General features: G+C 57.0%; 21 protein-coding genes and 2 pseudogenes. 16 read left to right on the top strand and 7 right to left on the bottom strand.

Annotated elements, in window-relative coordinates; translation table 11 throughout:
- The first annotated feature begins 46 nt into the window (after nt 1-46).
- From aglG to AC5FRW_RS05615, 6 genes are all read left to right on the top strand, one after another.
- Entirely contained in the window at nt 47-982 is a 936-nt protein-coding gene (aglG, locus tag AC5FRW_RS05640) for a glucosyl-dolichyl phosphate glucuronosyltransferase (protein WP_493567455.1), read from the top strand.
- Nucleotides 983-984: 2 nt separating this feature from the next.
- Nucleotides 985-2,136, top strand: coding sequence for a glycosyltransferase family 4 protein (locus AC5FRW_RS05635; protein ID WP_493567454.1), 1,152 nt, complete (start codon nt 985-987; stop codon nt 2,134-2,136).
- Nucleotides 2,137-2,274: 138 nt separating this feature from the next.
- Entirely contained in the window at nt 2,275-3,426 is a 1,152-nt protein-coding gene (sat, locus tag AC5FRW_RS05630) for a sulfate adenylyltransferase (protein ID WP_493567453.1), read from the top strand.
- A 2-nt stretch (nt 3,427-3,428) separates the two neighbouring features.
- Nucleotides 3,429-4,046 (top strand): adenylyl-sulfate kinase, encoded by a 618-nt coding sequence (gene cysC, locus AC5FRW_RS05625; RefSeq protein ID WP_493567452.1) that lies wholly within the window; start codon nt 3,429-3,431, stop codon nt 4,044-4,046.
- 45 nt (nt 4,047-4,091) lie between these two features.
- Entirely contained in the window at nt 4,092-4,928 is an 837-nt protein-coding gene (locus AC5FRW_RS05620) for a PHP domain-containing protein (protein ID WP_493567451.1), read from the top strand.
- Between the two features lie 41 nt (nt 4,929-4,969).
- Nucleotides 4,970-6,394, top strand: coding sequence for an oligosaccharide flippase family protein (locus tag AC5FRW_RS05615; protein ID WP_493567450.1), 1,425 nt, complete (start codon nt 4,970-4,972; stop codon nt 6,392-6,394).
- Nucleotides 6,395-6,438: 44 nt separating this feature from the next.
- On the opposite strand, the pseudogene AC5FRW_RS05610 reads toward AC5FRW_RS05615, so the two are convergent.
- From AC5FRW_RS05610 to AC5FRW_RS05595, 4 genes and pseudogenes are all read right to left on the bottom strand, one after another.
- Nucleotides 6,439-7,271, bottom strand: a pseudogene (locus tag AC5FRW_RS05610) (IS5 family transposase).
- Nucleotides 7,272-7,346: 75 nt separating this feature from the next.
- Entirely contained in the window at nt 7,347-7,490 is a 144-nt protein-coding gene (locus tag AC5FRW_RS05605; protein WP_493567449.1) for a hypothetical protein, read from the bottom strand.
- Between the two features lie 817 nt (nt 7,491-8,307).
- A complete protein-coding gene (locus tag AC5FRW_RS05600; protein WP_493567448.1) occupies nt 8,308-9,192 on the bottom strand; it encodes an IS1595 family transposase in 885 nt (294 codons plus the stop codon).
- Nucleotides 9,193-9,301: 109 nt separating this feature from the next.
- A complete protein-coding gene (locus AC5FRW_RS05595) occupies nt 9,302-10,066 on the bottom strand; it encodes a glycosyltransferase family 2 protein (protein ID WP_493567447.1) in 765 nt (254 codons plus the stop codon).
- A 190-nt stretch (nt 10,067-10,256) separates the two neighbouring features.
- Here AC5FRW_RS05595 and AC5FRW_RS05590 point away from each other — a divergent pair.
- The 4 genes and pseudogenes from AC5FRW_RS05590 (at nt 10,257) to AC5FRW_RS05575 (ending at nt 14,352) form a co-directional block, all read left to right on the top strand.
- Nucleotides 10,257-11,531 (top strand): annotated as a pseudogene (locus tag AC5FRW_RS05590) (IS4 family transposase).
- Nucleotides 11,532-11,601: 70 nt separating this feature from the next.
- Nucleotides 11,602-12,501 carry a sulfotransferase domain-containing protein gene (locus AC5FRW_RS05585; RefSeq protein WP_493567446.1) on the top strand — a complete coding sequence of 300 codons (900 nt, stop codon included), beginning with the start codon at nt 11,602-11,604 and terminating at the stop codon, nt 12,499-12,501.
- 1 nt (nt 12,502) lies between these two features.
- On the top strand, nt 12,503-13,426 hold the full coding sequence (locus tag AC5FRW_RS05580) for a polysaccharide deacetylase family protein (RefSeq protein ID WP_493567445.1): 924 nt from the start codon (nt 12,503-12,505) through the stop codon (nt 13,424-13,426).
- Nucleotides 13,427-13,467: 41 nt separating this feature from the next.
- The gene (locus AC5FRW_RS05575) at nt 13,468-14,352 is read left to right on the top strand and encodes a sulfotransferase family protein (RefSeq protein WP_493567444.1); all 885 of its coding nucleotides are present in this window, start codon (nt 13,468-13,470) and stop codon (nt 14,350-14,352) included.
- 54 nt (nt 14,353-14,406) lie between these two features.
- Here the strand turns inward: AC5FRW_RS05575 and AC5FRW_RS05570 are convergent, their stop codons facing one another.
- The gene (locus AC5FRW_RS05570; protein WP_493567822.1) at nt 14,407-14,979 is read right to left on the bottom strand and encodes a transposase; all 573 of its coding nucleotides are present in this window, start codon (nt 14,977-14,979) and stop codon (nt 14,407-14,409) included.
- Nucleotides 14,980-15,023: 44 nt separating this feature from the next.
- On the opposite strand from AC5FRW_RS05570, the gene AC5FRW_RS05565 reads away from it, so the two are divergent.
- Nucleotides 15,024-16,190 carry an ISH3 family transposase gene (locus AC5FRW_RS05565; RefSeq protein WP_493567443.1) on the top strand — a complete coding sequence of 389 codons (1,167 nt, stop codon included), beginning with the start codon at nt 15,024-15,026 and terminating at the stop codon, nt 16,188-16,190.
- 356 nt (nt 16,191-16,546) lie between these two features.
- Here AC5FRW_RS05565 and AC5FRW_RS05560 read toward each other — a convergent pair whose 3' ends face one another.
- Complete coding sequence (locus AC5FRW_RS05560) at nt 16,547-17,380, bottom strand: TrmB family transcriptional regulator (protein WP_493567442.1); 834 nt, start codon at nt 17,378-17,380, stop codon at nt 16,547-16,549.
- Nucleotides 17,381-17,457: 77 nt separating this feature from the next.
- On the opposite strand from AC5FRW_RS05560, the gene AC5FRW_RS05555 reads away from it, so the two are divergent.
- Both AC5FRW_RS05555 and AC5FRW_RS05550 read left to right on the top strand, forming a co-directional pair.
- Nucleotides 17,458-17,586: a DUF8595 family protein gene (locus tag AC5FRW_RS05555; protein ID WP_493567441.1), complete on the top strand. Its 129-nt coding sequence runs from the start codon at nt 17,458-17,460 to the stop codon at nt 17,584-17,586.
- 181 nt (nt 17,587-17,767) lie between these two features.
- Nucleotides 17,768-18,487 (top strand): metal-dependent hydrolase, encoded by a 720-nt coding sequence (locus tag AC5FRW_RS05550; protein WP_493567440.1) that lies wholly within the window; start codon nt 17,768-17,770, stop codon nt 18,485-18,487.
- 46 nt (nt 18,488-18,533) lie between these two features.
- Here AC5FRW_RS05550 and AC5FRW_RS05545 read toward each other — a convergent pair whose 3' ends face one another.
- A complete protein-coding gene (locus tag AC5FRW_RS05545) occupies nt 18,534-19,424 on the bottom strand; it encodes an NAD(P)-dependent oxidoreductase (protein WP_493567439.1) in 891 nt (296 codons plus the stop codon).
- Between the two features lie 105 nt (nt 19,425-19,529).
- Between AC5FRW_RS05545 and AC5FRW_RS05540 the strand changes: the two genes are divergently transcribed.
- The 3 genes from AC5FRW_RS05540 to AC5FRW_RS05530 all read left to right on the top strand — a co-directional run bounded on the left by AC5FRW_RS05540 (nt 19,530) and on the right by AC5FRW_RS05530 (nt 21,360).
- A complete protein-coding gene (locus AC5FRW_RS05540) occupies nt 19,530-19,928 on the top strand; it encodes an OsmC family protein (RefSeq protein WP_493567438.1) in 399 nt (132 codons plus the stop codon).
- 72 nt (nt 19,929-20,000) lie between these two features.
- Nucleotides 20,001-20,447, top strand: a complete 447-nt coding sequence (locus AC5FRW_RS05535; RefSeq protein WP_493567437.1) for a DUF5799 family protein — start codon at nt 20,001-20,003, stop codon at nt 20,445-20,447.
- A gap of 130 nt (nt 20,448-20,577) precedes the next feature.
- Entirely contained in the window at nt 20,578-21,360 is a 783-nt protein-coding gene (locus tag AC5FRW_RS05530) for a class I fructose-bisphosphate aldolase (protein ID WP_493567436.1), read from the top strand.
- Nucleotides 21,361-21,380: the final 20 nt, after the last annotated feature.

Raw genomic sequence — 21,380 nt, 5'->3', positions numbered from 1 at the left:
TCGGAGAATATAAAAACATATGGGACGGCGAGAGGCAGGAGAAACTATGCGCATCTCCGTTATCCTCTGTGAACATACGCTTGATCGTTACGACGACTGCCACGAGGCAGCAGTCAGTGTCCTCGGTCAGACCTACGACGATGTCGAACTGGTGCTGGTCTCTGACGGGAACGAACGGGTGGACGAGCGGTTCCGTTCGGACTTTGGTGGACAGAATGATGTCGTGATTCATTGTAACGACGAGAACGTAGGGCTGCTGCAGAGCCGAAACAATGGGGCCGGGCGTGCGACGGGAGATGTCGTAGCATTTCTCGACGACGATGCAGTCGCGGACAAGCGGTGGATCGAAGCGCTCGTCGATGTCTACGAGAGTCACGACATTCCCGCGGTCGGCGGACGGATGGTCCCGAAGTGGGTGGCCGGCCGACCGACGTTCCTCCCCGCAGAGTTCTACTGGCTCGTCGGCGTCACGAACCGCGGATTCGGACCGGACGGTGACCTGACGACTGCCGGTGAGGTGCGTAACACGTTCGGTTCGAACATCTCGTTTAAGCGTGAGGTATTTCTCGCTCTCGGTGGATTCGAAGACGAGATCGGTGGCCGTCAGGGAGAGAAGAACCTACAGGGCGGGGAGACAGAATTGTGTGCCAGACTGAAACAACGGTATGACTACGGCGTCTACTACGAGCCAAAGGCACTGGTCGCTCACAAGGTATTCGACTACCGGATTAAACCCACATGGCTTCTCAACCGGGCGTTCTGGCAAGGCTATTCGAAACGCGGGATGGAGGTTCTGGTACCCGAGTCTTCAGGAACCGAGTCAGCCTTCTTGAGTGCACTGTTGACCGAACACATTCCGACCCGTCTCCGAGCACTCGTGACTTGCCCGACGATATCGGGTCTCATCCAGCTGGTCGCGTTACTGGTCTTCACTGGTACAGTGGGTGCAGGCTATCTCTACGGACTGGCGGTGTGGAGGTGACGATGTCGGGACCGGATCACGCGCTCCCAGATGTCTGTGTTGTCACCCATCCGTTGTCGGCGGCGGGCGAAAATGCGACTCGGAGTCTGTTGGATTTGCTCGCGGCGATTACCAACGTATCGCTCGTAACCGCCGACCTTCCGGCGGATTCGGATATTCGTGAACAGCGGGAGTTGATTGAGGTGACCGAACAAGGGGCGGGACAGTCAAGCGTCGTCGTTGCAGCCATTCGGTTCGTCCGGAACCAGCTTCGGATGTGTCACATCCTCGCCGGCCGTGAAGAAGAGATCGTCCTCTTCTACGGCGCGACATCGTACTTGCTGCCAATACTCGTCGCCCGCATGTTGGGGAAGACTGTACTCGTCGAACCCCGTGGTGACGTACCGCTCACCCTCCGCCTGAACTGGGAACAGGGCCTTCCGAACGTCCTTGCTCGGGTGCTTGCGGGATCAGTCCGCTTACTCGAATGGGGTGGATTCACCGTCGCTGATGGGGTCGTGACATACACGCCATCGATGGCGCGAGAATTAGGCCTCGATCCAGACGGTACGGCGGTGTACCCTGACGGTGCCCGGTATGTGGATACAGATCGCTTCGACGTAAAGAAACCGTATTCTGAGCGTGACCTAGTCGTCGGATTCGTTGGTCGTCTCGACGAGGAGAAAGGGATCCGGACACTCGTACAGGTAGCACGCACACTACCCGGAGAGTATACGTTTCGATTCATTGGTGACGGGGAATTGCGTTCGTGGATCACCAAGGAGCTGTCCTCGGAAATCGAAGATGGACAAGTCGAATTGACTGGATGGGTCGACCACGACGACGTGCCGGAAGAGCTGAATGACCTCGCGTTACTTGTGTTACCATCTGAGCCAACCGAGGGACTCCCGACAACGATACTTGAAGCGCTCGCCTGCGGGACGCCAGTGCTTGCGTCACCTGTCTCCGGTATTCCGGATGCCGTTAGGCCCGAAGAGACCGGCTTTTTCATCAACTCCCGGGAGCCAGATGCATTGGTAGAAGCGATCGAGAAGGCTCTCAGACGTGCTGATCTTGGAGATGTTAGTGAGCGGGGTCGGTCGTTGGTAGAAAACCAGTACAGCTTCGAGGTCGCCTGCGAACGATACCGATCAATCCTCTGCTCTGTCTACTGATACGGGGAATCTGGCGCGGCATGTTCATCCTGTGCGCTGACATCAAAACAGACAACAGGTGAAGGGGCAGGCCGCTACATCTCGGTCACAGACGAAAGTTTTTCATCCTGCCACTCCACATTTGCGCTCACTGAATTGATGATTCCGCCCCATGGAAACAAACTCGTTGACCGATTTCTCTCGCCGGAACGAAGCGATCAACTGAAACGAGAGTTTGAAGAGTATCCAGCGATCCGGCTTGACCAGAACCTCTACTACGACTTCATCAACATAGCGAGCGGCGCTTACAGCCCGTTAACCGGATTCCTATCGCGAAATGATTTCTTGAAGGTAATCAATGACATGACGCTTGAGGGGGGCGAAGCGTGGACGCTCCCGATCGTGCTCGATATCGACACGGAAATGGCGAATCGGGTAAATCCTGGTGATAGGGTGGTGATCACCGGTCCAAATGAAGAGAGGCTCGGCGTCCTTGACATCGACGAGATCTACCGGTATAACGGGCACGAAGCCGCAGAGAAGATCTTTGGAACTAGAGACACCGACCACCCCGGCGTGGCGATGTTCCTCGAGAAAGATCCGTTTTTTGTTGGCGGAGAAATCAAGGCGTTCAATGACGCCGACGGCATGGACAAGAACCACTTTCTGAAGCCAGTAGAGTGCAGAGTGCTATTCAAACATAGGGGCTGGGACACTGTTGCCGGGTTCCAGACGCGGAATGTTCCTCACCGCGCACATGAGTACTTGCAGAAGTCAGCCCTCGAACAGACCGATGGGATCTTTATCCAGCCAAAGATTGGGGAGAAAAAGTCGGGAGACTACGTTAACGAGGCGATCCTCTCAGCGTACGATACGCTCGTCGACAACTACTATCCCGACAACGCGGTCGTTCTGGGGATGTTCTCCTCACGAATGTGGTACGCAGGGCCCCGAGAAGCGGTGTTCGATAGCATTGTCCGCAAAAATCACGGCTGTACGCACTTTATCATCGGCCGTGACCACGCTGGCGTCGGCGACTATTACGGAGACTTCGCATCACAAGAGATATTCAACCAAGTCGGTGAAATTGGAATCTCACCGCTGTACTACCACTATGCCTTCTTCTGCCATCGGTGCGATGGCGTCGTTTCGGAAAAAATCTGCCCGCATGAATCTGAAGATCGAGTTGAGCCGAGTGGGACAGAACTCCGGAAGACGTTGGGTGCCAGTGAGCTCCCGAACGAGAAACTGATGCGTCCGGAGGTAGCCGAAAAGATATTGGGAATGGACGACATCTTTGTGAGTGGTTGACAATGTTTACGCTCTGGTTCATGGGCCGTCCGGCTTCCGGAAAATCAACGCTAGCAAGTCGTGTCGAAGACGAACTGATAGAGCTTGGCCTCCCGATGGAAAATCTAGATGGAGACAATTTGCGTCAGAACCTCCATCCCGATTTGGGATTCTCCCGAGAAGACCGCCGGCTCAACAACAAGCGAACCGCATACATCTGCAAACTTCTCAATCGAAATGAAATCCCTGTTATTGTCGGGATGATCACTCCGTTCCGAGAGTCACAGCGTCAGGCTCGCGAAATAATCGAAGACGAGGGAGATTTCGTCCTCGTCTATACGAAGTGCTCTCTCGAAGAGTGCGAACGCCGCGATCCGAAGGGACTGTACCAAAAGGCCCGGGAGGGGAAGATAGACAAGTTCACCGGTGTCAATCACCCCTTCCAAGAGCCACACGACGCCGATCTGATCGTCGATACGGGGAATGACTCCCTCACTGACTGCGTGGGCCAGGTCATGCGCTACCTGGAAGACGAGTCCCTCATCGACCAGCCAGTCGAGGGATACGACTTCAGTATCTCGAAAAACCAGGAACTGTCGGTCAAAGATTCTTTGCGGTCCAAGGGTAAACTGGACGAGTAACGTCGGATCGGAATCGTTTCTACTCTCGCAGGATACGTCACAAACATGTACGAAGATGTCGTTGCCGACCTACACGTGCACACAAACGGGTCAGATGGGACGGACACACTTCAAGAGCGTATCGAGCAAGCTCGGGCGCGCAATCTGGATGCAATTGCAATCACGGACCACGACCGGATAATCAACGAACTCGATGCGGGCTCTCGCGAGATGGGGGGCATCGAAGTCGTTACCGGAGTTGAGGTCCGCGCTGATCTCTTCGGCACGAAAGTGGAACTCCTGGGTTACTACGTAGACCCAGCGGACAGCACTCTCAGCTCGGTATTGAAGCGAACGCGACAGTTCCGCCGAACGAGGAATAGCCAGCTAATAGAACGTTTGAACGCTGTAACCGAGCTTGAACTGGAATATCAGACGCTCCGCGAAACGGTCCGTGGAGGAGTGGGGCGCCCACACCTCGCAGGATTCCTCGTCGAGGAGGGGTACGTGGAAGATATCGGTGAAGCGTTCGACGAGTACCTAACAGAGGGGGCAGAATGTTTCGTTCCGATGGAACGCATCCCTTGCCGCGAAGTCATCGACGCGATCCAGACGGCGGGTGGCGTGGTGTCTCTGGCACATCCCGGTAGAATTCGCTCGGACCAGGTACCAGAGATGGTCGCCACCGCTGTCGACTACGGACTTGACGCAATCGAGACGTGGTATCCATACAGTGACAGGGAGTTCGGGGTCACAGATGCGAGTGAACTGGCTGAAAAGCACGATCTCCTGCGGACGGGTGGTTCTGACTGTCACGGGAGAAACTCCGGGAAGTTCCGTATCGGAACGTGTGGTGTCTCTTCCAGATGGTTTGAGCAACTTCAGTCAGCACGGCCCTGTTAAATAGGAAAGCATTCAAGTCATAGTACGAGCCGGTTATGCTCATGGGACTGAAACTCGGACGTACGGCTGCTTTCCATTTTCTGACACAGGTTGTGGTCTCTCTCTCCGGATTTGTTGCGACTTTCGTGATCGCCCGTCTACTCGGTCCTGAGCCGCTCGGGTACTACGCGAAAGCGACTGCCGTCCTCTTCCTCACTGTTGTCCCAATTTTGGCGATTCACACGGCCATCATGAAACGGATCAGTGAGGCCGACGACAGGGAATACTTCGGTGCCGGCGCTCTCATGATCGGCACCGTGGTACTCTTTTTGGCCGTCGGCTCGCTGCTGGCTCGCTCACATCTTGAGGGCTACATTGGTGCGCCAGTGACTGAAGAGTTTCTTCTCCTGTTGCTTGGGACCGGACTATTCAAACTCGTTCATGGAGTTCTGAGTGGTGAAAAGCAGGTCGGGAGGTCCGGCCTCATCCAAAGTATAGATCGAATCCTCCGAACGCTTCTACAGGTCAGTCTCATACTGATCGGCTACAACGTTTCGGGGCTACTCCTTGGCCATGCAATCGCGCTACTAACTGCTGGGTTTCTCGGCATGTTCTTTGCAAAGTCACGGCCCAGACTTCCAAACCGCGCACAAATCAGTAGAATTGCGGCGTACGCACGCTTCTCGTGGCTGGCACGGCTGAAAGGGAGAGCTTTCGGCTGGACTGATACAGCAGTATTAGGCTTTTTTGTTGCCTCCTCACTGATCGGGATTTATGAGGTGGCGTGGGCGCTGGCATCGACACTGATTCTTGTCAGCAATTCCGTTCAGCATACCTTATTCCCGGAGTTCAGCGATCTGAGCACCGATGGCAACTACGATCAGATCCATCACCTGCTCAACGAAGGACTAGTATTTACCGGTATCTTCACCATCCCTGGGTTGGTCGGTGCATCTCTTATTGGTCCGAGAATACTCGGTATATATGGTGGTGCTTTCCGGTCTGGGGCATCGATACTGGTGCTGTTGATTGTCGCACGACTGATCGCCTCATTTGGCGAGCAATTCATTTCAGCAATCAATGCCATCGATCGACCTGAAGTCGTTTTCCGGATCAGTGCCGCGTTCATTCTGTTGAATGTAGCACTCAATGCAGGTCTTGTCTGGCAGTATGGGTGGATCGGAGCAGCGTTCGCGACGACGGTCTCATCTACAGGACTCTTTCTGGCTGGGTTCGTCGCGGTCACTCGCCTCATCGGTCGGCCTTCACTCCCGTGGCGCTCCTTCACAGCTCAGGTCATCGCCGCACTGGGGATGGGTGTGGCGCTGTTCCTTCTTCGGGAGCAGGTCCCGTCAGGTCATTACTGGACGATCACACTCGTGTTAGCTGCTGCCGCGGTGTACACTGGCATCCTGATTACGATTTCGAAGCGGGTCCGCGAGAAAGTCCGGAGTCTCCTCGGATCAACTGGGACGGTTCCGGCATGAATTTGCATCAGACTGCCTTGTTGAATCCACGGACAGCGTAGCGATCACTGTTTGAGTGCTTGTTCGAGGTTGTAGACAGCGACGGTGAGCACCAGTTCTCTAAATTCGCGGTACCAAGCGCTCGGCCTGACAGCGACCCGAATCTGCGCTTGATGGCCGAAAACGCCGTTTCGGCCATCCATCGCTGCCCGTAAAGATCGCTGTCCAACCGTGCGTTGTGGGCGTGGTCGTAGTGAGCGAACAGCCGATGTCTGATGGCCGGCCGGACGCCTTCGGCGCGGAGTGCGTCCCGCAGTGACTGATCGTCGTAGCCTTTGTCACCGGCGAGACTCTCGCTTTCGTCGGTATTACGGAGCGCTACTTGACGGCCCACCTGTGTATCGTGGGGCCAGTGTGCCGAACAGTGGAGGTCGAGGATGGCACACGATTCTGTGTCGACCAGGGCCGTCGTTTTCAGCGTCCGTATGTGGCGATCCGATCGATCGACGTAGTGGCTGGATGCCGCTTCGCGGTCGAAAAACGTGGCATCCATCGCCCCATGCCCGCCGGGATCGCAAGCAGTCGCTGACCGACGGAGCAGTTGTCGCCAGACACGAGTGGGCACCCGCTCGAAGGACCGCCACATCGTCGAGGGTGCCGGAAATGCCGTCCGCGCCAACTGCAACAGACCACGAACGCGATCCATCTCGCTCGCCCAATCGACGATTTCGCGGTACGTCGCGTCCATGTGAATCCGCAGAAAATGTAGCGTCAAGTGCTTCCAATCCGCAAATCCGTTGCCAGCCGGGTCACTCACCACCGCCGTGGGGCTGGCGGCACAGCGTTTTTGAGCCAGCGATGCGGCTTGTTTAACGAAGCGGAAGAGTATCTTAGGCACATTCACTCGCTCCGCTTCGCTTCCACCTTCAGAGCGACGCTATCCTGTCGCCGTCAACGGATTCAACAGAGCACATCAGACGGCGTAACCGATATCTCGGAGGAGTTCGTTCAGTTCGTTTTCATCGTACTCCGTCTCCGAGTCAGCACGCTCAGAGGTCACGTCACGCCGGTCGCCTTTGTGATATTCGAGCCACGGAACTTCGACGAGCTCACTCATATAGATCCCGCGGGGGTGTCCGTACCGTTTAACCGGAAGAGGAGCCTCACGCTCACCAATGTGTTCTCCGTGGTCAGAGGTTACGACGGTCTTTCCCGGAAGGTCCTGAATTAGAGTCTTGACCTCATTGAGGACGATATCCAGATTTTCGCGGTAGGCTGTCCTGAGTGTTTCCTCAGAGACTGGATTGCGGGTGACTGTTCTGTGGAGCGAGTTGTGGTATTCGATGTCAGCACCAGAGGATCCGAGGTACGGATTGTGTGGCTGAAGGTAATGGATCAGGTGGCGCTTGTTCGGGAACCGTTCGCTTGCTTCAAGCGCTCGCCCAGTGACAATATTGGGGGGGTGAATTTTCCCTCTCCACTCCCATGACGGTGCGTATCGGAGAAGAGCTCGATGAACTCGTGTACGACAGCTCCATGTCTCTCTTTCGCATTGAGGAACTGTCCGTTAGCGGAGACGTAAACTGTGTCGTACAGTGTCCGCCCGTTAAAGTTTGCACTGACCCACTCATGAGTCATGCTTGCGATCGACTCACGCTTCTTTAGAGTCCCAGGAAGGTCAGAGAGGTCAGCAAAAGAATCCTATCGACAGGCGTCGAGGATGATCATGTTGTGCCAGTCTTCCTCAAAGATATGGACACCTCCATCGTTGTACTGTCCATCGTTCACAGCAGAGTAATACGCACGGTTGATCTCTTGGACGGCCATCCCGGGTCACGAATTCCTTGAGCTATTTGATCCGGTGAATACATACTTGTGAGTTACAATGAACTCGTCATTAATATGTTCGCTGTTGTGAAGCACGTTGTTGATTTTCAGAGGGCAGCATCGAGAGCATGTTTGAGCGTGTCGTCGCCTAATTTTCTGTAGAGTTCGCAGCGGAGCTGAAAGGCTCTGAGATACGGTGTTAGCTTGTCCTTTGACACTCCTCGATGAGGCGAGAGCCACCGTCGCGTCAGCGACGCGTGGCTCTCGCAGCCGTCGACGTGTACTTCGCCATCAGCGTATTCACCGTCGCCGTGGACGACGTATTCGCGGGAAAATACGTCGTCTTCTTCGAGCGGTTCGTACGCTCGAAATCCGTCCGTATAGACGGTCAGCGACTCCTCGTCGTGGTCAGCAAGCAGGAGTCGAATAGTCGATTCATCGGCGGATTTCGCTGGCACGACGTATCGATCGTCCGAGCCACGATCGACCAGCGTGAACACCGGCGGTTTGTCGCCGTCGTACGAGCCTCGTCCGCGTGTAGACAAACCACGCGAGCGCGACTCTTGGTCGCGCTCGCGGCCTTTGAGACCGGCAGAGACGTACACTTCGTCGATTTCGACCGGTCCAGACAGTGTGATCGAAGGCGCGTCGAGCGCGCTGGCGAAGCGCTCGACGCGCCGTCTCACCGTTCTGTACGAGAGATCGAGCTCCGCCTCGATCTGGCGAATACTCGTGTTGAACCGTAAGAACACGTAGATCGTGAAGTACCACTCTTTCAGCGAGAGCTTCGAATGAGCGAATATCGTGCCGGTCTTGTCGTTGAACGTCCGGCCGCAATTCTTACACAGATACCGCTGATACTCCCGATAGCTGCCGTTTCTGACCGCCAGGTCAGAACGGCAGCGGGGGCACTCGACGCCATCACGCCAGCGAACCTGCTGTAACAGGTCCGCTGCAGCCGATTCCGCCACGAACCGGCTTATTGGGAACATATCGGGCACCGCTGGCGCGGTGCCCTTGCCCTCTTCGACTTTCAGCCGCAGCTCTCGCTATCAACAATCTCCTTCGCAAGAGCGAATATGTTGGTCACAGACCGAACACTCATTCTCGCTGGGATATGAGAGACAATGCGAGGCCAATCACTGTCTTTGTCGACGGAAACAGGAGGAGAACGCGATAGAGATCACCGGGCGTGTTGACAAAGTCATGCTCTTGCCGTGGTTGTTCGTAGAATCGGAGGGCTTCACGAACTTCAGGAACCCGTTCACGAACGCATCTGGCAAAATGAAAGTCCTGTGTGAGCCGATACATCGTCGAAGTCCCTTGTGAAAGACTCTCTTCGTGACCACCGACGGTGAAGAGGTTCTCCACGAAACAGGCCCCTCCTTGCGCCGCTGCTTCGAGGACGAATAAGTGGTCTTCGCGGCGTTCTAAATCCTCTTTGAAGCGAACATCAACTTTCTCCGTATCGATAAGAATCGAAGACGTGATCGAGGAGATATTCCCAAGGTATAGCTCTCTGAAGAACGCCGACTCATCAATATCGGACGCTTCGACGCAGAGACCTGCCCCCGTTGACTCCATGGCTGCAAGTTGGCGCTCTAGCTTCCCCTCGTGCCAGTAATCGTCGGCATCTAACAAAGCGATGAAGCGCGTGTCGGCCCGTTCCAGTCCCCTGTTGCGTGCCCACGCTGGTCCCTTTTGATCGCTGTCTTCGATGATGATCAGTTCAGTCGGAATTGATTGTTTACGGGCCGTTTTAACCGCCTCTTCGAGGATATCTCTTGGGGTGTGAACAGGACTGTACGGAACGACCACAGAGACATGGGGTGCCAAGTTCGTTGAATCATCAGGCGATGTCGTCATCCGTACGCACAGTACCGCAGACGGTTTGTATCAAGCTTCTGCTTGTCCTCACCGTCGTTCGATACTTCAGAAAGTCATCCGTCTTTAGTTAGTCGAGGAATCGCGTGACAGCAGCGGCTTATCGAGGCTTCTTTTCGGGAGGAATGAGGAGGTGTCCGCTGTGCACACAGACGCCTCCTCATCGAGAATCATGCGTCGACTCACTACACTGTTTCCCTCCGAGTTCCTCGAAGAGCACGCCGAGGAACTCGGCGTGGTCGAACGTGACCGTGATCTTCAGATTCCCGTCCTCGTGTGGGCGCTCGTGTTCGGCTTCGCCGCAGGCGAGAGCCGAACACTCGCTGGGTTCAGGCGGAGCTACAACGCCACAGCTGACGAGCCGATCTCTCCTGGCAGGTTCTATCAGCGATTGATGCCGTCCCTCGCTACGTATCTGCGCGCCCTCATCGAGCGCGGTCTCGACGAGGGCGCTGTTCCGAACGCTGTGGACGGTGATATCGACCGATTCAGGGACGTGATGATTGCTGATCGAACCGTGTTACGGTTGCACGAGTTCCTCTCTGAGGTGTACGAAGGCCGCCACGAGGAGCAGGCTGGAGCACGGCTCCACCTGCTCCACAACTCCACCGAGCAGATGATTGAATGGATCGACGTGGCCGACGAGACAGCCCACGACAGCACGTTGTTCAAGACGGGTTCGTGACTGCCCAGACGGCTTATTTTGCTTGATCTGGCGTATTTCAAGTACCGCCGCTTCGCGTTGATCGACGAGAACGACGGCTTCTTTGTGAGTCGGCTGAATCAGAACGCGAATCCGGTGACAACGGCAGAATTACGGGAATGGCGCGGGCGCGCCATTCCCTTGGAAGGCAAGCAGATTCAGGATGTGATCGGTGATCTCTCGCGGACGTACATCGACGTGGAGGTCGAAGTCCAGTTCAAGCGCGGGCAGTACGAGGGAACCCGCTCACTGGACACGAAGCGATTCCGCGTCGTCGGCGTCCGCAACGAGGACGCCGACGACTACCATCTGTACATCACGAATCTGCCCAGAGACGAGTTCCTTCCGGCAGATCTGGCAACGCTGTATCGGTGTCGATGGGAGGTAGAAACGTTGTTCCGTGAGCTGAAGACACAGTATGAACTGGACGAATTCGACACGAGAAACCCGGTTGTCGTGGAAATATTGCTGTACGCGGCGTTGCTGTCGCTGTTAGTGAGTCGTGAACTGTTGGATCTGGTCACCGAACAGGCCGACGATGAGATCGTGTTTCTGCCGGAACGCTGGGCGGCGACCTTCCGGTCGCACGCCCAGCTCATCCTCCACGAACTCGGCGAGTACCTCGGCTACTCGCCACTGCCGTTGCTGGAACGGCTGATCGACGACGCACAGAAGATTCACCAGCAACGACCGATCTTACAAGAGACGCTCGCTATCGCTACACAACCGAGGTGTGAAAGCTAACTAAAGACGAATGCTTCAGAAAGTATAAACCAAGCCTGGGCGTGGCCTCGGTTACGGTCTCAGAGATACTATGAGTTCCCTGTCAGATACTGATACCGGCGAATGGGTACCCGACTTCGTCATCGTGGGTCCACAGAAGTGTGCGACGACCTGGATGTACGAGGGTCTAGCCGAGCACCCGGATGTGTATGTACCCGCTACCGACTCGGTACACTACTTCGACATGGAGTACCACCGCGGAACTGAGTGGTATCAGAAACACTTTCCCGACGACACGGATTCGTACTCCGTTATCGGTGAGGAGACTCCATCGTACATCCGATGTGAAGCGGTACCCGAGCGGTTGGCAGAATTGAACCCCAATGCAAAAGTGATTTTCTCGCTTCGCAACCCTGTCGATCGGGCCTTTTCACATTATTGGCATGAGAAGTCGAAGGGGAAGATCTCTTTCGAATTCGAAGAAGTGTTCGAGAACTACGACCTCTACGAGAACTGGATCAGACCGGGGATGTATGTTGACCATATAGCACGCTTCGAGTCTGAGTTCGGCGCCGACCAACTCAAATTAATGTACTTTGATGATCTTGTAGCCGATGATGCATCTTTCATCCGAGAGGTGTACGAATTCGTCGGAGCGGAGCCGTCGTTTACCCCTTCGATTCTCGATAAGAAGGTCAACGACGCGCGCTGGAGTTCGGGTATCGAGGTCGTCGACGAACTCTACTACAGAGCCGTGAACATTGCCTACCGTCGTGCGGGCGAACCGACCAAACGCGCCCTCCGACCAGTTCACAAGTTCGTTCAGCAGGGTGGTTTGAGCAATCCGTTCAGCTCGGAGTCGGAGTATGAGAGGGGTATGAATCCAGAGACACGGCGTCGGCTTGAAGAGGTGTTCCTTCCGAAGACGAAAGAACTCGAGACTCGGACTGGACGTGACTTCTCAGACTGGTTCAAATACGTCGACTACTAACATGTACAACGTTCCGCAGGTTCTTTCTCTGGTTATCGATGAAGTCGGTTTTCGCCTTGGGAGAAAGGTACCAGTCTCCGTGTTCATGTATCACAGCGTCCACACCGAAGCAACAAGGGGTTGGGGGCCGTGGGAGTATGCTGTGACACCCGAGACGTTCGAGAGACAGGTCGAGCAGATCACCGACGAGTACGACGTTCGCCCGCTGAGCAGAATTCTCGCCATGTGTCGCGACGGTCAGCTACCGACACGACCGACGGCGGCCATCACGTTCGACGACGGATTTCAGGATAATTTGACCGAAGCGTTGCCGGTCCTGGAGCGGAACAATGCTCCCGCAACAGTGTACGTCGCGGGCAAGTACCTTGACGGTGTAGCACCCTACGAGTATAGGCTCGCATCGAAACTGTCTAACGTGTCGCGGGTAGACATTAATGTAGATGGATGGGAAATCAATCGGATACTCGATACCGAAAAGAGCCGGCGTCGAACGTACGAAGAATTGCGCCATTCCCTCAAGTTTGAACGAGAGAGTGTCCGTAAGAGAGTCGTCGAAGCGATTGACGGTGAGCCGGATGGTGTCCCTCGAATGTTGCAGACAGCCGAGTTATGCGAGTTAGCTGCCAGCCCCTTGATCGAGATTGGTGCTCATGGCTACGAGCACGTCCCGTTAACAGCGCTGAATAGAGATAACTGTCGTAAGGACGTACAGCGAGCGAAGTCGACACTAGAAGAGGCGCTAAATGAACCGGTGACACAGTTTTCGTATCCATATGGTGACTATTCTGACAGGGTAGTTCGGGCGGTAAAACACGCAGGGTTCGACGCCGCTGTAACAACGGTTTCGCGACGCCTTTCTGCGTCGAAGTTTGTCTCAGTCCGTTTTCGTCTCCCTCGCTTTGACGGGTCGAGCCAGTCGAAGTGAACTGCGAAAGGTAATTACCAGAGGCAAGGGAGTTCTAGAGCATGACCGATGGCACACATCCGACTTTTCTTGTTCCGGGTGTCTCACGGGCCGGGACAACGACTCTCCACGACTACCTTTCTGATCATAATGATATCTTCATACCACGAAAGAAGGAGCTTCGCTTTTTCGATCGTGATGAGAACTATGATCGGGGGATCGACTATTATGAACGGCAGTATTCTGGTTACGACGGCGAGTCGGCGGTCGGAGAGATGTCGCCACCATACTGGTACCGCGGTATCGGCTTCAATCAAGACCGTGAGTTCAGGTTTGACACGGATGAAGATCCACCGTCACGGATCAGACGACACTACCCGAATGTAAAAATCGTGTTCACCCTGAGAAACCCGGTCTCACGTGCCTACTCACAGTACTGGAAGAATGTCCGCCAGGGTCGCGAACGTGTCTATCCGTTTAATGAAGCCATTAAGGCCGAAATCGAAGGAGAGCGGAATCATCGTGAGACCGCAATGTGCTGGTTCTACAAGAACCAGTACTCAATACACTTGGACAAATGGTTCGAACTATTCGATGAAGAGCAGGTTCTCATACTCATATTTGAGGAGTGGATTCAAGACCCACCGAAAGCGTTGAATCGTATCTGCGAATTCCTGAACGTTGAGTCAGCCAAACAATGGGGTAACACAGATCGAAAAAAAAATAAGACGAAGACTCCGAAGAACCTGCGACTGAACGAGATCTACCATGACTACCTCCAGTGGACCGGTATTGGAGAAATTGTATATTATCTAAATCTCCGAACGGGATACCCCGAGATAGATTCGAATGTACGGTCATACCTGTATGATGCCTTCGAACCAGAGATATCAGCTGTCGAAGATATTACTGGCCGCAATCTGGATATCTGGCGCGAGGACTTCTAATCAGTCGCCAATGTTGACTGTTCTGCCTTGTTGAATCCACAGAGGGCGTAGCGATCACTCTTTGATGGCTTGTTCGAGGTTGGAGACAGCGACGGTGAGCACCAGTTCTCGGAATTCGCGGTACCAAGCGCTCGGCCCGACAGCGGACCCGAACCGGCGCTTGATGGCCGAGAAACACGACACCGTATCGACCAGGGCCGTCGTTTTCAGCGTCCGTATGTGGCGATACGACCGGTTGACGTAGTGGCTGGATGCCGCTTCGCGGTCGAAAAACGTGGCATCGATCGCCCCGTGGTCGCCGGGATCGCAGGCGGTCGCTGACCGACGGAGCAGTTGCCGCCAGATACGAATTGGCACCCGCTCGAAGGACCACCACAGCGTCGAGGGTGCCGGAAATGCCGTTCGCGCCAACTGTAACAGACCGCGGACACGATCCGTTTCGCTTGCCCAATCGACGATCTCGCGGTAGCTCACGTCCATGTGAATCCGCAAAAAGTGCAGCGTCAGGTGCTGCCAATCCGCAAATCCGTTGTCAGCCGGGTCACTCACCACCGCCGTGGGGCTGGCGGCACAGCGTTTTTGAGCCAGCGATGCGGCTTGCTTAACGAAGCGGAAGAGTATCTTCAGTACCTCACAAAGCCGGTTAGTTAGAACGTCTGCTTGCTGATGGTGTGTTCAAGACCAAGCAAGCAGACAATGAAATCCACGAAGACCAGATCCTTAACTTTCTCGTCAACACGCTCAGCGATGAAATCGATCTTGACCTCGGCGATAATGCTGAAATCGAAGCTGAGGACATCTACGAGGTCCTCGTCGGCGCGTGCGCCGACGGGACCTCGGTCTCTACGCTCTGTAGTTCCAGTGAGGACTCACCGCCTGCGAACACGATCTGCTACCATCTGCGGACGAAGTTCGAGCCGGAACGGCTCGAACGAATCGCTAACACACTCCTCCGACGAGATATCGCCGAACTCCTCCCCGAGCAGGTGGAGGTCTGTGCAGACCTCCACCTGCGGCCCTACTACGGTGACGAAGACGAGACAGACAGCCTCCACCACTCCGAGGCCAAGCGCGGAACCACCGCGTTCCACGCCTACGCCACACTCTACGCGCGTGTGAAGAACAAACGGCACACGCTGGCGGTGCGCCGTCTCGAAGACGGCGACACCGCCAGCAGCGTCCTCGCCGAGTTTCTTGGAGTACTCGACGGCCTTGACGCCGAGATCAAGGCCGTCTACCTCGACCGTGGATTCTACGACAGCAAGTGTCTCAGGTTACTACAGGCACACAACTACGCCTATGTGATGCCGATCATCCGATGGGGTGAGACGATTCAGCAGGAACTCTCGGAAGGGTGGAGTCGCGTCATCCAACACGATCTGACAGGGAAACTCGACGGTCACAGCTGGACCGTCGAGTTTCCCGTCTACATCGACTGCACGTACCTGAACGGGAAGTACGACGACCACGGCGTGGCGCGTCACGGCTACGCCGCTGACGCGCCGTTCATCGAAACACCACGCGACGCTCGATACTACTACTCGAAACGCTTCGGTATCGAGTCGAGCTATCGCTTGTCCGAGCTAGCGATCGCGACGACAACGACGCGAGATGCGACGGTCAGACTGCTGTACTTCGTAATGAGTCTACTGCTACAGAACGTTTGGCGGTATCTGCACTACGAGTTTGTGGCGACGCCCCGCCGCGAGGGGCGTCGCCTCTGGTGGTGGCCGTACAAGGAGTTCGTGAATATGGTTCGGCGGGCCGCGTGGAATGCCCTCGCGGTGCGTCGGGCCGTCCCCGCGAACCGGCCACCTGACGACCGGTTCTACCGCTAGTCACCGATCGAGCAAGCGTCTTCACAAGTGGCAACGCTGTCGCGTCGGCGGCTGACCGCCGCCGACAGCGACAGCTCTGCCTTCGATCAGCGTTGCTCAACCACGATCGACGACTCACCACAACAGAACAGGTGGCTCAGGTCACGCTAACTGGCGATGCCTTGTGAGGTACTGATCTTAGGCAAATGCACCCTCTCCGCTTCGCTTCCACCTTCAGAGCGACGCTATCCTGCCGCCGTCTTCGGATTCAACAGAGCAGACTGCTCCAATATCTATGTCTGAATAGCGCCTAGACGATAGAGAACATGTATACAGCGGTAGTAGCGGCTTGACCTCCTGGAGACTATCAGAGCCACTCACTGATTGATGGTTTCGTACTCCCACACCAGTTCGAAGTACCGCTGTAATCCAGCGACGAACGCCCCGTTCTCGGTGATCGCTGCCTGTCGCATGTGATTGGGAACGTCGTCCTCCTGAACGAGCAAAATGGCCGTGCCGCTGTCGTATTCGTCGCTCGGGTCGGCGAGCGTCCCTCGCCAGGGGAGCTGTTCGGTACTGAACCGTACGTCGACATCGTCGTACGCGGCGAGTTCGTCGACGGTAGATCGTTGCTGTGAGCGATTCTCGGCCGAAAGACTGTCGGGATCCAGTAGCAAGATCGAAATCGTCACGCCACGGTCGAGAGCGTCTTCGAACGCCGGGCGCACGGCGTCAAAGTATTCGAATGCTTTGGAGATCACCACGACCTGTTCGGTCGCCTGTTCGTAGATCCGACGCGTTTCTCGTTCGCTCGGTTCGCCCACGTCGACGACGTGAAACAGTTCGGCGGTCGGCGAGATGGATTCACTGGCGCGCTGGTAGCGTGGTCGATACTCGTCGAGGAAGGACTCGCGGGCCTGCTCGATCGCGGCCTCGAAGTCTTCGTAGGACTGGCGCTGATTTTCGACGGCGCGGTCGAGAATCTCGGCCGGTGATTTGGACTGGTACTCTTTGGGCCGGCCCGGAATCACCTTGACGAAGCCCCGGTCCGAGAGGGCATCGAGAACGCCGTAGATCCGGGCTTTCGGGATGCCGGTCGCTTCGGCAAGGTTCGGTGCCGTCGTCTGTCCAAGCCGGATGAGTTCCGTCAGTGCAGTCTCCTCGTACTCGGTCAGACCCAAGAGATCGAACACGTCGGCCCCGTCGCTCATGTGCAACTGTTCCCCGTCCACGGAATAAAAACTGGCCGAAACGTATTTGTACGTGATCTGATTTAGTTACTCACATTGTGAGTAACCAGTCGCGAAGCGAGTCGTCGCCCGAGCACGTCGACGGTGTCGACGACGGATGTGGCTGTACCGAGATCTGGGAACACCTGAGTGAACAGCGGTCCGACCCGGCCATCGAGGAGGACTGATACGGATTATTGTAGTTGCTTGCCGGCGATCGTCGCCACGGGGTAGACGATCCCCGGTACATCGCTACAATAATCCGTATGATTCGGACGGCACTGTCGTCGGACCGCAAGACGACGCGGCCGTGCCCGATGACGGTTGGCTATATGCTTAAGTGACAGCCGTGAGTACCGTCTGGCGACTATGGAGATCACCTGGCACGGTCATTCGACGTTTCACGTGGTCGTCGACGAGACCCAACTGCTCATCGACCCGTTCTTCGACAACCCCGTGACGGATCTCGACCCGGAGGAGGTCGACGCCGACTACGTCCTGTTGACCCACGGGCACATGGACCACATCGCGGACGTCGATCGGTTCCGCGACACGACCGTCGCCGGGTTACCGGAGGTCGTCGAGTACTGTGAGGACAACTTCGGTATCGACGATACCATCGGGTTCAATCTCGGGGGGACGGTCGAACTCGGGGACGCGTACGTGACGATGCACCGGGCCGACCACACGAGTGGGATGGAGACGTCCTACGGTGCGACCGGTGGTGGGATGCCTGCGGGATTCATCATCTCGGACACCAGACCGACACAGATCGCAGACGAGGAGTCGACGACGTTCTACCACGCCGGTGACACCGGTTTGATGACCGAAATGCGCGAAGTGATCGGTCCGTACCTCGAACCGGACGCCGCGGCGGTCCCCATCGGCGATCACTTCACGATGGGGCCGATGCAAGCAGCCATCGCCGTCGACTGGCTCGACGTGGAGTACGCGTTCCCGATGCACTACGACACGTTCCCACCGATCGAACAGGATCCGGACGACTTCCGTCGCGAGGTGAAAGCCACCGGGAGCGACACGGAAGTCGTGGTCTTGGAGGGCGACGAGACGTTCGAGATCGGCGCGTAGGTTCGCAGGACTGGTCGCTGAATCGACGCCCCGGCGAACCGCTCGATCACTCCGAGAGATCCACGTCGGCCGTCGCGGCGAGCTGTCTGACGACCGCAGCCATGTCCTGCTCGCCGTGACCCGCTGCCCGAGCACCGTTGAACAGTTCGCGAGCGGCGGCCGTCACGTGCATCGGTGTCGGCTCCGTCCCGGCCAGATCGAGCGCGAGGTCGAGGTCTTTGAACTGGTAGTCGACCGGGAAGCGTGGATCGTAGTCGCCGTCGCTGATCTGGGTACCCTTTGCAGTAAACAGCGGCGAGTCGAGCGCACCGTTTTCGACGACGGTCAGCATGTCTTCGACCGCCAGCCCGTTGTTCGCTCCGAAAGTCAGGGTCTCGGCGAACGCGGCCATCGCGTTGCCAAGCAGCGCATTGACGAACAGTTTCATGCTCGTCCCTTGACCCACCTCGCCACAGCGGACGACCGGGTCACACATCGCATCGAGGATCGGTTCGACGTCGTCGATCACGGCGTCGTCACCGCCGGCGAGACCGACGAGCGTCCCCTCGCGTGCCGGGCCGACGGTCCCAGAGACGGGACAGTCGAGGAATCGGCCACCGTGCTCGTCGACGGCGCCTGCCGCGGCCAGCGTTCGGTCGCGTCCGATCGTACTCATCTGGACGACCGTGGTCTCCTCGTCGACACCGGCCAGCACGCCAAGTCGACGTTCGAGTACGTCCATCACGGCGTCGCCGTCCGAGACGATCAGGCAGACCACGTCGACGCGCTCGGTGAGGTGTTTCGGCGAGTCGGCGACGCTGATCCCTGCCTCGGCGAAGGGTCGCTCTCGCTCGGTCGTCCGGTTGTACACGATGAGATCGAACCCTTCGTCGTCGAGGTTCCACGCCATCGGTGCGCCCATGGCTCCGAGACCGATGAAGCCGACAGATCGTGCCATGGCGAAGGTTCGAACGCGGCCCCCTTCAAAACACGGTCCGGTCTGGCGTGTCGGTCACCACGACAGGCAACGTTTAGGGAGGAGGCCACCGACCGGACGAATGCTATGGCAGACATCGAAGTCACCAGTACGTGTGAGGAAGGCTACACCGTTCGAAACGTTATCGACGACGAGTGGGAACTGGTCGTCGACGCACTGAGCGAGGACGGACCCTCGCCGAATCAGGTGCTCGCGGCGGATTACATCTCCTGTTACATCCCGGCACTGCGCGTCGCAGCCAGTCAGACGGGCTACGACGACCTCGGCAACGTCGAGGCGACCGTCGAGGCGGCGGTCGACGACGACGACGACCTCGAAGCCGTCGCGTTCGATATTCAGGTCGAGACCGACATCAGCGGCGACGAGGACGAAATCGCCGAACTCGGTGAGGAGATCTGTCACGTCCACGCTGCGCTCGACGAGGGTCTCCACGCCGACATCACGCTCGAAGGCGACGCCTTCTAGAGCGGTCCCCTGTGGTCGATCTGCGACGTTTTTCGGGAAAGGCTCAAACGATGGCCGACCGAAGTGTGGGCTATGAGTGCCGACTGGACCAGTGCTATCGCCGCAGAGCGGATGCAACTCGACAACGAATTCAACGACCGGGTGACGGCGTCGTCGTTCTCCAATCAGCAGTGGAGTCTCGTCATGACGGCCCTGGAGTTCGAGATCGAGAACCCCGAGGACCCCGAGACTGCGGAGATCGTCCCCGACACGTCGAACCTGCCGACGATCATGCCGGAACTCGACCGCATCGCCCAGCAGGGACCGATGGGCGGCGGTGGGCAGGCCGGCGGGGGCGGTGGCTCCGGCGGTGGCATTCTGGGCGGCGTGAAGGACGCGCTCGGACTCGGTGGGAGCGGCGATGACGAACGACTCGACGAAGCAGAGCAACTGGCGAACAAGTACGCCGACCTCCTGCAGGAGAAACTCGAAGCCAACGGGCGCTGGAGTTCGATCTGCCAGCAGGCAGAACAGTCCTGACACGCCGCTCTTCTCGATGGACTCGCGTCGAACAGCGGCGCGACCGTCGGTCGAAGGGATTCCCAATCATATCCAGTACAAAACGATCATATTCGAAAACGCTTTGTGATCGTTCTTCCAAGTTCGGCGCATGCACGTCGGCAGTGACTCCCCACTCGTTCGCAACGGCAAGACGATCGTCCTCGCACACGATCACGGGCTCGAACACGGTCCCAAGCAGTTCAGCGGCGTCGAGGAACGACTCGATCCGACCGAGGTGTTCGAGATGGCGACCCACGACGCCGTCACGGCGCTCGCGGTCGGCAAGGGACTGACTGAAACGTACTATCCGAGCTACGACGACGACGTGAATCTGCTGGCGAAACTCAACGGCGGCTCCGATCTCTGGATGGGCGAACCGTACTCGCCCCAGAACTGGTCGGTCGACTACGCCGCGCAACTGGGGGCGGACGCCATCGGCTACACCATCTACCCCGGCGTCAACGACGAGCCTCGGATGTTCGAGGACTTCATGCCCGTACAGGAGCGGGCACGCGAACTCGACATCCCGGTCGCGATGTGGTCCTATCCGCGCGGACAGGCGATCAAAGAACACCGGAGCCGCGACACCATCGCCTACGCAGCCCGTATCGGTCTCGAACTCGGCGGCGACTTCGTGAAAGTGAAATATCCACGCAGTCAGGCCGCGATGGCCCACGCGGTCGATGCCGCAGGCGACACGGGCGTCCTCCTGTCCGGGGGTTCGAAGACCTCGGACCGAGCGTTCCTCGAACTCGTCGCCTCGTGTATGGACGCCGGCGTCGCCGGACTGGCCGTCGGACGCAACGTCTGGCAGCGCGAGGAACCGTTCGACATCCTCGACAAACTGGAGCAGGTCGTCTTCGAGGGCGCGAGCGTCGACGAAGTACTCTAAAGGAACGGGGACAAGAGACT

The organism is Halomicrobium sp. HArcht3-1, assembly GCF_058933345.1.
This window is presented reverse-complemented; position numbering and strand designations above follow the sequence as displayed.